Raw genomic sequence first — 14,944 nt, 5'->3', positions numbered from 1 at the left:
TAAAAACGTTTACATTATGCTATAGATAGGAGATTGAAACGTTTCGAAGCGGGTGGCGCATCTTGATTCGCATATGCGGAAAAACAGGAAGGCGTCTATCCATGAGGGGGTAAAAACAAGGTGGCAACAATCAAAGATGTGGCAAAGCTTGCCGGAGTGGCAGTTTCAACTGCTTCCTATGCACTAAACAATGTGAACAAGGTAAGCCCGGCCACAATGAAAAAGGTTCAGGACGCAGCAAAGGAATTGAACTACTTCAAAAATGGCTTTGCATCCGACTTAAAAAGAACGAAAACAAACACGATTGCCCTTATCTTACGTGATCTTTCCGGTCCGTTCTATTCTGAGCTTATCAAAGGGGTACAGGAAGTTTCCATGACAAATGGCTATGATTTGATAGCATGCAGTTCAGTAGGTGGCGCACAATCAACGGCAGCAAAATTTCTGAAAGAAAAACGGGTGGATGGAGCGATCATCCTAGCCCATAATATAACAAACGATGTGGTTTTGGAGTCTGCACGTGAAGGCTTTCCAATTGTAGTTCTAGACCGAAAGATTAACCATGAGTTTGTGTATCAAGTGGAAGTGGACAATATCCATGGTGGATACTTGGCTACAGAATATTTAATCAACAAAGGCCATCGTGAAATCGGCTTTGTCAGCGGTCCTAGAGATTCCCATGATAACCAGATGCGCTTTAATGGGTATATGGATGCCTTAAACCAGCACGGCATCAGGTTTCAAAACAAATGGAAGGTGTTTGGGGACTTTACCCGTGAGAGCGGCTACCGTGCAACAAAAATGCTTATCGCACAGCGCCAGCTTCCTGAAGCCATTTTCTATGCCAATGACGAGATGGCCATCGGCGGCCTGCAGGCTTTTAAAGAGAACAAGATCAGCGTGCCTAGTGATGTTTCCATTATCGGCTATGATGACATCCAACTGGCGGAATATGTGGATCCTCCATTGACGACAATTAGACAGCCAAAGTATGAGGTAGGTGCATTGGCGGTACATGTCGTATTCCAGGCTTTGGCCAAAGAGGATACCGTAGAGAATTACTACAAACTTTCTACTGAGATTGTCGAGCGCAAGTCGGTGAAGTGAGTGAGTTGTGTGAATGAGAAATTAAGATGAAGGTGTTGATAGAGCCTTTCCTGTTGTTTTGACGGGAGGGGCTTTATTTTTTATTTTACTGATTCTCCCGTTCACTAAACCCGACCATCTCTCATTAAGTCGGAATTTTACAATCTAGTTCGGACTTTAACATTGAAAACGCTTTATTATCCATTTATAATGTAGGAGAGTTGTCTTGAAACGTTTCATGCAACGCAATATGGAAACGTTCCCACACAACTGACTACAACAAATTACTAGAGTTAGAGATTTTACAAAAAACTTTATTAATCCTCGAAGATTTTTTTAGTAACCTAGCTGGTGATTGTAGCGAAAGGCTGAGACCTCCGGCGAGGTAGCGCTTGGTGGAGACCCCGCTGGCATGCCGAGGAGGCTCTCGTCAGCCCCGCGGAAAGCGAAGCCTGGCGCGGAATTCAACAGCGGTGTTTAAGAAAGCCAACAAAAATAGATTGCAATCAAGGAAGGAGCAACAACAATGATCAAAGTTACAGTATGGAATGAAAACCGTCATGAACAAACAAACGAAAAAGTGAGAGAGGTTTATCCGGAGGGTATCCACGGAGCAATCGCATCTTTCCTGAAAGAAGATAATTTCGAAGTGAGAACGGCAACGTTGGACGAGCCGGAGCATGGACTTACAGAAGAAGTATTGAACAGCACGGATGTTCTTTTATGGTGGGGACATATGGCGCATGACGATGTGAGCGATGAGATTGTCACTCGTGTGAAAAATAAAGTGCTCGACGGAATGGGATTAATTGTCCTTCACTCCGGTCACTTCTCCAAGATCTTCAAGACATTGATGGGTACAACATGTGACCTTAAATGGAGGGAAGCAGATGAGAAGGAGCGCATCTGGGTAGTATCACCAGGGCATCCAATCGCAGAAGGCATCGGCGAGCACATTGATATCGAGCGTGAAGAAATGTATGGAGAGCACTTCGATATTCCAGATCCGGACGAGCTTGTATTTGTCAGCTGGTTCGAAGGCGGAGAAGTATTCCGTAGTGGTTGCACATATAAACGTGGAAAAGGAAAAGTATTCTATTTCCGTCCTGGGCATGAGACATATCCGACTTACTACCATGAAAAAGTGCAAAAAGTCATCAGTAACGCTGTTAACTGGGCAAAACCGACAACAATCGGGGAAGTTTATTACGGAAATGCAAAACCATTAGAAGAAATTAAAAGCAAATAAGGGGGATAAAAAGATGAAGAAGTTACGAGTAGGAGTAGTAGGCTGCGGAAGCATCGCAAAGCACCGCCATTTACCGGAGTACCATGCAAACCAGAATGTGGAGCTTGTGGCATTATGCGATGTCGTATTAGAACGCGCGGAGCAAGCTGTTGAAACATATGGCGGGAAAGCATATGAGAGCTATCAAGAAATGATCGACCGTGAAGAATTGGATGTTGTAAGTGTGTGCACACCAAACTATCTGCATGCGCCTGTATCCATCTATGCATCTAAAGCTGGAGCGCATGTTTTATGTGAAAAGCCGATGGCAACATCAAAAGAAGAAGCGGACGAAATGATTGAAGCTGCTAAAGCATCTGGCAAAAAACTGATGATCGCGCACAACCAACGTTTTGTTCCATCCCATCAAAAAGCGAAACAACTGATTGATAGCGGCGAAGTAGGGAAAATTTACAGCTTCCGTACGGCATTCGGACATCCAGGACCAGAAGGTTGGAGTGTGGATGGAAAAGACAGCTGGTTCTTCCGTAAAGAAGAAGCATTCATTGGCGCGATGGGAGACCTTGGCGTACACAAGTCCGACTTGATGCGTTACCTTTTAGGAGAAGAAATCGTGGAAGTAGGAGCATTTATCGAAACTTCTTCAAAAGAAAACACAGATGTTGATGACACGGCAGTTTGCGCGTTAAGAACAGAAAGCGGTATCGTCGGAACACTTGCAGCGAGCTGGTCCTATAAGCGTGAAGACAACTCCACTATCATCTATGCAGAAAAAGCGGTTCTTCGTCTAGAGGACGATCCGACTCATTCCCTAGTGGTGCAATACGCAACTGGAGAAACAGTTCGTTACGAATTAGGAAAAATCCAAAGCAACGATTCAGGCGGACAAACAGGTTCCCATGTCATCGATCACTTTGTGGCAAGCATTTTGGAAGATAAAGAAGTGTTAGTGGACGGAAATGAAGGAAAGAATTCCTTAATGGTTATTTTAGGTGCGCTTGAATCCAATGAAACAAAGAAGATCGTCAACATCCAAAACGAATTGAACTAAGGAGCGTGACCATACATGAAACTAGGCGTATTTACTGTTCTTTTTGCCAATAAATCTTTTACAGAGATGCTTGATTATGTGAAGGGTGCAGGGCTTGAGGCAGTTGAAATCGGTACAGGATGCTACCCTGGGAAAAATCATTGTCCGTTGGATACTCTTCTGGAAGACGAAGGTGCACGCAATGCTTATATGGACGAAATCCATTCCCGCGACTTGCAGATCAGTGCATTCAGCTGCCACGGAAATCCTATTTCACCGGATGAGGCTTTTGCAAAAGAATCCCATGAAACGCTATTGAAAACAATTGACCTAGCAGCTTTAACAGGAGTGGAGGTTGTTAACTGCTTCTCCGGAGTGCCTGGTGACAGCGAAACGGCGAAAGCACCAAACTGGCCTGTTGCCCCTTGGCCGAACGAGTACGGCGACGTACTTAAGTGGCAGTGGGAAACGAAGCTGATTCCTTACTGGAAAGAGGTAGGGAAATATGCGGAAGAACGCAATATCAAGATCGGTCTTGAGCTTCACGGCGGATTTTTGGTACATACGCCACACACAATGCTTAAATTGCGTGAGTTGACGTCACCTGCAATCGGCGCGAACTTAGATCCAAGTCATCTATGGTGGCAGGGAATCGATCCGGTTGCAGCAATTAAAATACTAGGAAAAGCTGGAGCAATCCACCATTTCCATGCAAAAGATACGTATATAGATCAAGACAATGTAAACATGTACGGCCTGACGGACATGCAGCCTTATGGTGAAGTACAGACTCGTGCATGGAGCTTCCGTTCTGTCGGCTGCGGACATAGTGTTCAGGAGTGGTCCGATATGATGAGTGCGCTACGAACGTATGGCTACGATTATGTTGTCAGCATCGAGCACGAAGATCCGATCATGTCCATTGAAGAAGGCTTTGCCCGCGCGGTAACGAACCTTCAATCGGTGTTAATAAAAGAACAGCCTGCTGATATGTGGTGGGTGTAAGCATAAGCTATTTCTAACAAGCAACCAACGAACTTGGTTGCTTGTTTTATAAAGTTCTTTTCTCAAAGATTGTAGCTATTCACCGGTAAAAAGTCGGCAATTGGACTTTTTACTGATTAAACACTCTAGAAATCCTCAAGTAGTATGCTTTGTAAAACAGAGAGCACGACGGTAAGTAAAATAACGGCTAATTTGAGTAAACGACGAAACAGCAACAAAGTTTACGAAAACAGCTTTTATAACATTGGAGGCGGATGAGGATGGAACATAAAATTGCGGCACAGCTTTACACGGTGCGTGATCTACTGGAAAGAGATTTTATTGGCGTACTTAAAGAACTAAAGGAAATGGGCTATGCAGGTGTGGAAATGGCAGGACTTTACGGTCATGATCCAAAGGTAGTTGCCGCTGCACTGAAAGAATTGGGATTATCCGTTGCCGGCATGCATGTAGGGGTGGATCGATTACGCAATGAGCTTCCTGCCGTGTTGGCTGAAGCAGAGCTATTCGGTACAAAGCACCTTGTTATGCCGTATGTGGTAGAAGAGGACCGTACGGAGGAATATTATGTTTCTCTGAAGGCTGAGTTGAACGAACTTGCTGCGGTCTTGAAAAAAGACGGCTACACCATCAGCTATCATAACCACGACTTTGAATTTGAGGCAGAAATAGGTGGGCAGGTTGCATTGGAATACCTATTGGAGCCAAGTGCTGATAACTTGATACATGCAGAATTGGATGTATATTGGGTGACAAAAGCTGGTCATGATGTACTGGAATTTTTGGCGCCAATGGCTGGTCGCGTTCCAACGTTGCATATGAAAGATATGGCTCCTGGTGAAGAAGGAAACTTTTCGGAAGTAGGTACAGGTGTCATCGACTTTGAACCGATATTGCGTTGGGGAGAAGAGCATGGCGTTGAATGGTACATCATCGAGCAGGACGTGTGTCCGGGCAATCCTTTGGACAGTCTGCGTGTGAGTATTGGTAATCTGCAAGGGATTATGGAGAAGATTTAATACAAGGTGTTTTTTAGGGAGTTTTCTGGTAGAGATAGTGTGTGGAGATGTCGGAAAGTGTCGAATGGCATTTATCTGCACGGACTTGGCTTATAAATCTAAAAGTTGGCTTATAAAATCAAAACTTGGCTTATAAAAAGAAAAGTTGGATTATAAATTATGAAAACGGATGAAATCCTTACGCCAATATCCCAAAAATACTAAAATATCATACCCAAAAAAGGACCTGGCCTATTAGAAAGGCCGGTCCTCTTCTCTATGCAAAATAAACAACAAGCTTGTCATCGATTTTAGCATGTTTTTTTGAAATTAGGATTCTTTTTTTGCCGCTTGATTCAACGAGGTAGTCATCACTTTCAATAATTTCGCGTTCTGTCACAAAACAAATCGTATCCTCACTTTGAGTAAGCCTAAATTCAAAGCTATTCTTCTCCACCTTCAAGATCTCAGCAGTAGAATACTCAATATTCACATCATAGTAGCTTACATTCACAGGAAGCATCACGCCGTCTTTACTTTGAAGGGTGAACGTGCGACCTTCCATAAAATTCTCACCCTCTAAACGAACCTGAATTTCCTTTTCGAATCCATCCAAATTCATCAGATGAATAAAGCGCTCATCGTCATTAGAAACCGATGTAGAGAAAATCCCATAGTACTCACAGTCATGAGTCAAGCCAGCCACAGCACCAAGTCGCTTCAAGGAAGTTTTAAATAGGTCGATATCACAACGATAAGCAGTAGCAAGCACGATGGCACGACCATCTCCAACCTTAGCGTCAAAGCCACACACATCATCGGATTCCGTTACACGCATGATGGCTTCTGCATTTGAACCAAGCTCGAATTTCTGTGTAAAATAAGTGCGGATTTCCGGGCGCTGTGCTGCCCAGCCGTCTGCAGTCAAGGACATGAAGTGCCCGTGCTTGTTGAATGTCACTTCCAATGGTTTTACATCAAGCGCATCTGCAAGTGCGGTAAAAGGCTTCCCTTCCATATCAAAAGTCGGAACCTCACCATAAAGAAGAATACCCCCACCAGAATGCAAATACTGAACCAGTTTCTGTTGGACCCCTCTATCCATATACCGTGCGGATGGAAGAACAAGAGCCTTGGTCACTTCAGGATCTAATTCTTTATTTTGCACATCGACTGAACTGAAACGGTAGCTCGCAAGCAACATGGCACGAGCTACGATTTCCCATGCACCTGCACCGCGATGCATTGTAATATTATCGACAATCTCCCGCATTTTCGTACTTTCAGGGTAGCGATATTCCGTCATGTAATAATCCGGAATAAACGCAAATGCTACGGAATCCCGGTCTTCATCCATCGCTGCCAGCTTGTCCCCGACTGCCATCATTGTTTTGATGGAGCGGGCCATTCGAGGGAAGGTGTAGTTGAGCTTGCCCTCGGGATTGATGGGTGCTGCAAAACCGTGGCGCTCTCCAGTGGAAGCGATTCGCCCGTTTCCATCACCGGCTGCCTCATCCATTTTGTAGTTATACCCACCTGTAAAGAGGTAATAGTTGATCAGACGATTTCCCTGTGCAACACACATTCTCGTTTTGAAATCGGCAGCAGATACGTCATAGCGCCCGCCGTAAGTTTCACCGAAGTTGCCGTCGCCGCAGTTGAACTCGACGGAAGTCAAAGGCTGATTGGGATTATGCACCGCATCCATGAAGCCGTTGATTAGGTAGAGATCCTGGAACGTCGCCATATCAAGATCGCCAAAATAAATATCTGAACCGGATAGATATCCGTCCTCCTGTGTAAAGGACTCATAAAGCTGCGAGATGCCAATCGGATATGTTAATCCGCGGCCACCGCCTGTTCCGTGGATATTGACGATAAACGGAACATCTTTTACACCAAATCCCTCGGCATATTCACGTAAAATGGCTACATAGCGGGCAAAGCGGTCTCTCATATAGTGGCCGAGGTCGCGCATCAATTCGGCTGCATACGCTTCTTTTGGAGAACGGATGCCGGTGACTCTTTCCGTTGCATCCTGCAAATTAAACGGGTATCGCGCACTAAGCTCAGAAGCTTCGTATTGCGTCTGCAACCATTTAACGAAGTCCACCAAAAGCTGCTCAGTCAAGTCCGGGCAGTTGCTGACCCAAGAAAGCATGCCGATTTCATTATCAAGCTGAACACCGATGATGTTTCCGCCGTTCGTATGCAAACGGGGAGCAATGACCGCCATCACCTCTTCATACCATTTCTTCGTTTCTCTTAGAAAATTAGGAGCCAAGTAATCAAGGGTTGGCGTTGTCGCAGCAATTCCATCCCAGCCAACTGGAATGATCTCTGGATGCTTTTCTGATACCCAATGAGGTATTCCTTCATTTTTCATTTCGGCCATGATGAATGGACCTGGTCTCGCAAAGAAGTAGAGATTATTTTCTGCACAAAGATCGATGAATGCTCCCAAGTCCAGTTCCGGTCGAGTATGTCCATGCAGATCCATTTGTCCTTCAACAGGCTCATGGCACAACCATGGAATGTACGTAGCAACCGCATTACAACCGGCATCTTTTAGTTTATCGATGCGATCTTGCCAATCCTTTCGCTCCAAACGGTAGTAATGTATCTCTCCGCACATAAGGAGTACAGGTTTACCATCTATGACAATCTGTTTATTCTTAATTTCAATCATGTCTATTCATCCCCTTGAAGTTAAGTAGAAAAGCGCTTACATTTATCTGTAATCGAAACGTTTCGTTAGCATCAATCATGAGTTATCGTACCATAAATGGCAGTTGGTTGAAACGATTTTATTGAAAAGGCGTGGTGGGAAGTTATCCTGGGCGAATGATGTTAGAAATGCTGAATGGTACCTTATTGAATGGTGAATGTGAGCTGACTGAGCATTAATAGTAATGGGAGGAAAACTATCGTTTGTGGGGGGAATATCTTGTTTTCTGGTTTGAATATCCGTTGCTATGGGGGGAATAATCAGTTCATTGGGGGGATTATAATAGTGTTGGGGGGATTGTAGAGGTTTATGGGGGGATTCACCTATATTAGTGGTTGGAATAAGTACCTATAGTGATGAGAAAAACGATTTGAGTGGGGCGATGAGAAAGAAAGAATGTTGAAAGTGTAAAAAGTAGTTGAAATTAGTGTTTAGGATGCTTGGAATCCAGAAGAATTTGATTACCACAACCCGTGAGAAAAAAACTTTCTAAAAAGGCGCAAAGGTTTATTCCATTAGAAAGTGGTATTTATAATTTCAATCAACAGGGTTGACAATATACCCTCTGGGGTATAATATATGAGCATAGACATTGTTATTAAAGGCTGTATTCATAAACTTTGTTGCTTTTTCGTATTTATAGACGCTGAGTAGATAATCGGTAAAAAGTTCAAATACCGACTTTTTACTTGGATTAGCAACAATCTATTAGAAAAGAGCCTTACTACATCATTTTTAACAGGAGGTGCATGTCTGTTATGGAATATTCAAATCAAGTGAAGAACCGCCTGAAGCGCGCTGAGGGCCAGATTCGCGGAGTGCTTCATATGATGGAGCAAGGGGAAGATTGCCGTGACGTGATATCGCAGTTGAATGCAGCAACTACAGCAATCGAACGTGCCATTGGCGTCATCGTTAGTACAAACCTGGAGCAATGCGTTCGGGAAAATGTACTAAAAGGTGAAGATACAAGCGAGATGGTTCAACAAGCAGTTGATCTTCTTATTAAAAGTAGGTAGTAAAAAAAGTACTTGATAATATACCCTAAGTGGTATATTATAGACTTATTGATACCCACTAGGGTATTTGGATAGTGGGTTGCATTATATTTTTTTGTGTGTTAAGATACCCCTATGGGTATTCTGAATAACCCAATTTTTTTTGAAGTTAAATATACCCTACCAGGTATAAAGATATTAACTATATTTTTTTAACTAAATAAATACCCCTAGGGGTAAAAATATTAGGAGGAATTATAAATGACTGTAAACAAAGTATTAGATGCAAAAGGATTAGCTTGCCCAATGCCATTGGTGAAAACGAAGAAAGCTTTAAACGAAGTGAATGCCGGTGAGATCTTGGAAGTTATCACAACCGACAAAGGTGCAAAGACTGACTTGGCTGCATGGTGCAAAGCAACTGGAAACGAACTATTGGACATGAAAGAAGAAAATGACGTATTTACTTTCTATATTAAAAAAGCGTAAGGAGAGGATTGATTATGACAATGGAAAAGAAGAAAACAACGATTGTACTTTTCAGCGGAGATTATGACAAAACAATGGCAGCCTATATTATTGCGAACGGTGCTGCAGCATATGATCACGAAGTAACGATTTTCCACACATTCTGGGGCTTGAATGCACTTCGTAAAGAGGAGCTTGTTCCAGTAAAGAAAAACTTTATTGAAAAAATGTTCGGCAAAATGATGCCGCGTGGAGCGAACAAGCTGCCATTATCTACAATGAATATGGCTGGTATGGGACCGAAAATGATCAAAGGCATCATGAAAAAGCATAACGTACAGTCTTTACCAAGCTTGATTGAAATGGCAAAAGAGCAGGACGTAAAACTTGTAGGCTGCCAAATGACAGTGGACTTACTTGGCTTAAAGCATGAAGAGATGATCGACGGAATTGAGTACGCAGGGGTTGGCGCATATTTAGGCGATGCTTCTGAAGGTAATGTGAACTTATTTATCTAAGAGGAGTGTGTCTGAATGGAGTTTCTTCCTTACATCTTAATGGGGCTGGCAGTGGTGTTTCTGATCAGTAGAATGAAGCCTACTGCCGGGGTCCGTCAGATAACTACGGCTGAATTGAAGAAGGAATTAAACGATAAAAACAAACAGTTCATTGATGTTCGCACACCGATGGAATACAAAGGGAATCACATTCGACAGTTTCAGAATATCCCATTGAACACCATTGGCAACAGCTCAAATAAGCTCTCTAAAGACAAAGAGACGATTGTCATCTGCCAAAGTGGTATGCGCAGTAATGCCGCAGTAAAGCAATTGAAGAAGGCAGGGTTTACGAAGCTTGCGAATGTAAAAGGCGGTATGAATGCTTGGTAATTCAATTAGAAAAGGAGCTGTCAAACATGAAAGAGATTACACCACAGGAATTGGAAGCAAAGCTTGCAAACGGGGAACAACTGTCCATCATTGATGTACGTGAAGCAGAGGAAGTGGCTGCAGGGAAAATTCCACAAGCTGTCAATATTCCATTAAGCCTATTGGAGTTCCGTACGCAGGATATTGATAAGTCCAAAGAGCATATTATGGTTTGCCGATCTGGCGGAAGAAGTGGGAAGGCCTCCATGTTCTTGGCAGCCCAAGGCTTTGACGTCACCAATATGGTTGGCGGAATGCTGGAGTGGGAAGGTAACGCGGAATAATTTTTTTTAACAAAAAGGAGATGACCTACTGATGAATGTAAACATGACTGTAGATGCAAAAGGGTTGGCATGTCCAATGCCGATTGTTCGTACCAAAAAGGCGATAGACCAGATTGAATCAGGTGAAGTATTGGAAGTGTTGGCAACGGATAAAGGTTCCAAGGCGGATATTAAAGCTTGGGCGGATAAGATTGGTCACCAGTATTTAGGTACGCTTGAAGAAGGAGACGTGCTGAAGCATTATATCCGTAAAGCAAGATCCGAAGAGGAAAAAGAGGAGCAGAACTATCCTCATGTTGCAACGAACGAAGAGTTGGTTGCAAAATTGGAAGCGGGTATAACAGTACTTGACGTGCGTGAACCTGCAGAGTATGCATTCGGACACATTCCAGGTGCAGTTTCTATTCCATTGGGTGACTTTGAAGGTGCCGTGGCAGAATTAGACAAAGAAAAAGAAACGTATGTTGTATGCCGCACAGGAAGCCGTAGTGATATGGCTGCGCAAAAACTGACTGACCTTGGTTTTACAAATGTTAAGAATGTTATTCCAGGAATGAGCAAGTGGGAAGGTCCTACAGCTTAACGATCTAAATTTTTTTAAAATAAATTATACCATAGGGGGTATTTATTCATGTTAAACGCAATGACTGCAAAAGATGTAACGAAGAAGATTTTAGCTAATGAATCATTATTTATTTTAGATGTGCGAAACGAAGATGCATTCGCTGATTGGAAAATTGAAGGCGCATCTGTTGAGCATAAGAATATTCCTTACTTTGATTTAATGGATGGTGTGGAGGAGATCCTAGACCAGATTCCAACTGAAAATGTGTTAGTTGTATGTGCGAAAGAGGGTTCTTCTATCTTTGTTGGTGAGATGCTAGTAGAAGCTGGTGTAAAAAATGTTTCTTACTTGCAAGGTGGAATGAAGGCTTGGAGTGAGTACTTGGAGCCGGTTAAGGTAGCGGATTTAACGGATGGCGGTACATTGTGGCAGTTCGTTCGTATAGGAAAAGGCTGCTTGAGTTACCTTGTTGAATCTGATGGTTCCGCTATGATCATTGATTCCACACGTATGGTGGATCAATATATCTCATTCGCGGAAGCAAAAGGATTGAAAGTGGTGCATGTGGCTGATACGCACTTGCATGCCGATCACATTTCTGGTGGTCGCATGCTTCGTGAAGCAACGAATGCGACTTACTGGTTACCTCCTAAAGATGCTGAAGAAGTAACGTTCGATTATGCTGCACTTGAAGATGGAGTGGAAATTACGGTAGGTACGACGAAGGTTGCTGTGCAGGCGATCTACTCACCAGGTCACACAATCGGTAGTACGTCATTTGTCGTGGATAACCGTTTCTTATTAAGTGGTGACATCTTGTTCGTTGAATCCATTGGCCGTCCGGACCTTGCCGGAAAAGCGGAGGACTGGGTAGCAGATCTACGCGAAACACTTTACTCTCGCTACAAAGAGTTGTCTGATGATCTTGTCGTACTACCGGCTCACTTCGGTACGATGTCCGAAGTAGGCGAAGGCGGTTTAGTGGCAGCGCGTCTAGGCGATTTATTTAAAAACAACGCAGGCCTAAACATCGAAGACGAAGCGGAATTCCGCAAACTCGTCTCCGAAAACCTGCCACCACAACCAAACGCATACCAAGAAATCCGCCAACTAAACATGGGCAAAATCAACCCAACAGAAGACGACCAACGTGACATGGAGATTGGCCCTAACCGTTGTGCGGTGCACGGATAAAAAATAATGGTGAAGAGGGGTCAGACCCTCAAAGGAATTCCGCCCTTTATGTCGAAGGGCGGAAATATATATAAAAAAGTTCAAAGAGGGGTCAGACCCCTCTAGGAGTTTTGGCATCCGTGTCGAAACCCCCTCAACCTAGAAGGAGGGATGCTTTATGGAATTTGATATTATGTGGCTTGTAGCTTTGTTTGCGATAGGTTTCATCGGTTCGTTTGTATCGGGGATGGTCGGTATTGGTGGTTCAATCATCAAGTATCCGATGCTTTTATATATCCCACCGATGCTCGGTCTTACTGCGCTTACAGCGCATGAGGTGTCCGGTGTCAGTGCCGTACAGGTATTTTTCGCCACGATTTCTGGTGTATGGGCTTATCGCAAGGGTGGCTATTTAAATAAAGACCTTATCATTTATATGGGTGTAAGCATCCTGATCGGTAGCTTCATCGGAGGATATGGGTCCCGCATGATGAGCGCTGATGGCATCAATATGGTTTATGGTATTCTTGCACTTATCGCTGTTATTATGATGTTCATCCCGAAAAAAGGAATCGATGATATACCATTCGACCAGGTGACGTTCAATAAGGTGCTGGCTACCATACTTGCTTTCATCGTAGGTATCGGTTCTGGTATTGTCGGAGCGGCAGGTGCCTTCCTGCTTGTACCAATCATGCTTGTGGTACTGAAAATCCCTACAAGAATGACAATTGCGACTTCACTGGCCATTACGTTTATTTCCTCTATTGGTAGCACCGTCGGGAAAATTTCGACCGGCCAAGTGCTGTTGGTACCGGCCATTGTCATGGTCATTGCGAGTATTATCGCAGCCCCAATTGGTGCAAAGCTTGGCCAGAAGATGAACACAAAAATGTTGCAATGGATATTGGCGGTATTGATTTTAGCGACAACCATCAAAATCTGGCTTGATATAATCTAATTGGTGGCCAACTAATATATATTCTACGCAAAAGCAAAACCTCCTGTTGGGGTCTGACCCCAAACAGGAGGTTTTTTATATATTCACATTCCCCCATTTCCACAGGCAGCTCATGTATAATGGAATCAACGAATTGAAAAGAAGGTTGTTTTAAAAATGCTCGATACACTCATGTTTTTCTATTTGGTGGTGCCGCTTGTTCACTTAATCCATGAGGCGGGTCACGTTTCTTTAGCAAAACTTCATAAAGTGAATAACACACAGATTGAAATTGGGATAGGTCCGAAGCTTATTCAATTCTCATTCCGCGGAACAAGTGTCCGCATAAACATCATTCCGTTTCTGGGAGGGCACTCCACCAATGATACACAGGGAGAGTTGCCTCACCGGAAGGTTGCCTGGATATCCCTTGGCGGACCTCTTTTTAACCTGGTATCGGTATTGTTAGTGATTCCATTTTGGACGCCATACCAGTTTTCCTTTTCCACGTTGTTTATTCTTTTCAGCCTCTGGATTGGTATCGTCAACCTGATTCCTTTTAAACTTGGTGAGAAGCGATCAGATGGCTGGCAAATAGTTGCTGCTATTATTAAACTAGTAAAAAAAGATAGATTGGGAGTGTAATGAATGAAGTATTTCATTGTGACGGGATCATCAAAAGGTCTTGGCGAAGCTACTGTAAAACATCTATTAAAAGAAAACCATCATCTGATTTGTATTGCGAGAAGTGAAAATAAAGACCTAGAAGTGGCAGCAAAAGAAGCTGGAGCGGAAATCACTTTCCTGCAAGAGGACTTGAGCAAGAATGAACGGGTGACAGGGATTGTTCAATACCTCTTATCTAAAATAGAGAAGGATAATCAAGTGGAGGGAATTTACTTGATCAACAATGCAGGGATGGTGGATCCGATTAAACCTGCGGGAAAAGCGGACGAGTCGTCCATGGCCAAAGCGGTTCATCTCAATCTGCTCACCCCGATGCTGATGATAAACGAATTCATCCGTTTGACGGAAGAATGGAGCTGCAAAAAGGTGATTGTCAATATAAGTTCCGGAGCAGCCAACCGTCCGATTCATGGCTGGAACACCTACTGCACGACAAAAGCTGGTCTTGACATGTACACGAAATCAGTAGGATTAGAACAGAGCCAAGTGAAAAACCCGACAACCATCCTCTCCTTTTCACCAGGTGTCATGGACACAGACATGCAAGGAGTCATCCGCAGCTCTGAGAAAGAGGACTTCAGTAATGTGGACACCTTCAAAAGCTACCATGAAGAAGGGCAGTTAAGAAGTCCATCGTTCGTAGCCGAGAAAATGTTAGATCTGATATTATCAGATACTGTTGAAAACGGAAGAGTCTATGATATAAAGGAATTTCTTTGATGAGCACACTTCGCGGTGTGTTTTTTTAAATTATCTGGAGTCATTGATAGAACCGTTTTCTGCATGTCTGCTGAGGGAACGGTT

At 43.5% G+C, this 14,944-nt stretch carries 16 protein-coding genes; 15 read left to right on the top strand and 1 reads right to left on the bottom strand.

Going from position 1 to position 14,944, the window contains the following annotated elements; translation table 11 throughout:
• The first annotated feature begins 120 nt into the window (after positions 1-120).
• The 5 genes from AB685_RS07425 to AB685_RS07405 all read left to right on the top strand — a co-directional run bounded on the left by AB685_RS07425 (position 121) and on the right by AB685_RS07405 (position 5,389).
• Entirely contained in the window at positions 121-1,107 is a 987-nt protein-coding gene (locus tag AB685_RS07425) for a LacI family DNA-binding transcriptional regulator (RefSeq protein WP_047969959.1), read from the top strand.
• A 505-nt stretch (positions 1,108-1,612) separates the two neighbouring features.
• Positions 1,613-2,335: a ThuA domain-containing protein gene (locus AB685_RS07420; protein WP_047969958.1), complete on the top strand. Its 723-nt coding sequence runs from the start codon at positions 1,613-1,615 to the stop codon at positions 2,333-2,335.
• Between the two features lie 13 nt (positions 2,336-2,348).
• On the top strand, positions 2,349-3,386 hold the full coding sequence (locus AB685_RS07415; protein WP_047969957.1) for a Gfo/Idh/MocA family oxidoreductase: 1,038 nt from the start codon (positions 2,349-2,351) through the stop codon (positions 3,384-3,386).
• Positions 3,387-3,401: 15 nt separating this feature from the next.
• Complete coding sequence (locus AB685_RS07410) at positions 3,402-4,370, top strand: sugar phosphate isomerase/epimerase (RefSeq protein ID WP_047969956.1); 969 nt, start codon at positions 3,402-3,404, stop codon at positions 4,368-4,370.
• Between the two features lie 260 nt (positions 4,371-4,630).
• Positions 4,631-5,389 (top strand): sugar phosphate isomerase/epimerase, encoded by a 759-nt coding sequence (locus AB685_RS07405; RefSeq protein ID WP_047969955.1) that lies wholly within the window; start codon positions 4,631-4,633, stop codon positions 5,387-5,389.
• Positions 5,390-5,645: 256 nt separating this feature from the next.
• On the opposite strand, the gene AB685_RS07400 is transcribed toward AB685_RS07405, so the two are convergent.
• Positions 5,646-8,057 carry a beta-galactosidase gene (locus tag AB685_RS07400; protein ID WP_047969954.1) on the bottom strand — a complete coding sequence of 804 codons (2,412 nt, stop codon included), beginning with the start codon at positions 8,055-8,057 and terminating at the stop codon, positions 5,646-5,648.
• A gap of 797 nt (positions 8,058-8,854) precedes the next feature.
• Between AB685_RS07400 and AB685_RS07395 the strand changes: the two genes are divergently transcribed.
• The 10 genes from AB685_RS07395 (at position 8,855) to AB685_RS07350 (ending at position 14,860) form a co-directional block, all read left to right on the top strand.
• On the top strand, positions 8,855-9,115 hold the full coding sequence (locus AB685_RS07395; RefSeq protein WP_047969953.1) for a metal-sensitive transcriptional regulator: 261 nt from the start codon (positions 8,855-8,857) through the stop codon (positions 9,113-9,115).
• Positions 9,116-9,355: 240 nt separating this feature from the next.
• Complete coding sequence (locus AB685_RS07390) at positions 9,356-9,583, top strand: sulfurtransferase TusA family protein (protein ID WP_047969952.1); 228 nt, start codon at positions 9,356-9,358, stop codon at positions 9,581-9,583.
• Between the two features lie 14 nt (positions 9,584-9,597).
• Complete coding sequence (locus AB685_RS07385; protein ID WP_047969951.1) at positions 9,598-10,080, top strand: DsrE/DsrF/DrsH-like family protein; 483 nt, start codon at positions 9,598-9,600, stop codon at positions 10,078-10,080.
• A 15-nt stretch (positions 10,081-10,095) separates the two neighbouring features.
• Positions 10,096-10,452, top strand: a complete 357-nt coding sequence (locus AB685_RS07380; protein ID WP_047969950.1) for a rhodanese-like domain-containing protein — start codon at positions 10,096-10,098, stop codon at positions 10,450-10,452.
• A gap of 26 nt (positions 10,453-10,478) precedes the next feature.
• Positions 10,479-10,775, top strand: coding sequence for a rhodanese-like domain-containing protein (locus AB685_RS07375; RefSeq protein ID WP_047970349.1), 297 nt, complete (start codon positions 10,479-10,481; stop codon positions 10,773-10,775).
• 28 nt (positions 10,776-10,803) lie between these two features.
• Positions 10,804-11,358 (top strand): sulfurtransferase TusA family protein, encoded by a 555-nt coding sequence (locus AB685_RS07370; RefSeq protein WP_047969949.1) that lies wholly within the window; start codon positions 10,804-10,806, stop codon positions 11,356-11,358.
• A gap of 48 nt (positions 11,359-11,406) precedes the next feature.
• Positions 11,407-12,534: an MBL fold metallo-hydrolase gene (locus tag AB685_RS07365; protein WP_047969948.1), complete on the top strand. Its 1,128-nt coding sequence runs from the start codon at positions 11,407-11,409 to the stop codon at positions 12,532-12,534.
• A gap of 157 nt (positions 12,535-12,691) precedes the next feature.
• A complete protein-coding gene (locus AB685_RS07360) occupies positions 12,692-13,474 on the top strand; it encodes a sulfite exporter TauE/SafE family protein (RefSeq protein ID WP_047969947.1) in 783 nt (260 codons plus the stop codon).
• 156 nt (positions 13,475-13,630) lie between these two features.
• On the top strand, positions 13,631-14,098 hold the full coding sequence (locus AB685_RS07355; RefSeq protein WP_047969946.1) for a site-2 protease family protein: 468 nt from the start codon (positions 13,631-13,633) through the stop codon (positions 14,096-14,098).
• Between the two features lie 3 nt (positions 14,099-14,101).
• Positions 14,102-14,860 carry a (S)-benzoin forming benzil reductase gene (locus AB685_RS07350; RefSeq protein WP_047969945.1) on the top strand — a complete coding sequence of 253 codons (759 nt, stop codon included), beginning with the start codon at positions 14,102-14,104 and terminating at the stop codon, positions 14,858-14,860.
• The last annotated feature ends 84 nt before the right edge of the window (positions 14,861-14,944 follow it).

This window comes from Bacillus sp. LL01 (genome assembly GCF_001037965.1).
Note: the sequence above shows the minus strand (reverse complement) of the source record. Positions and strands in the feature narration are given on the sequence as shown.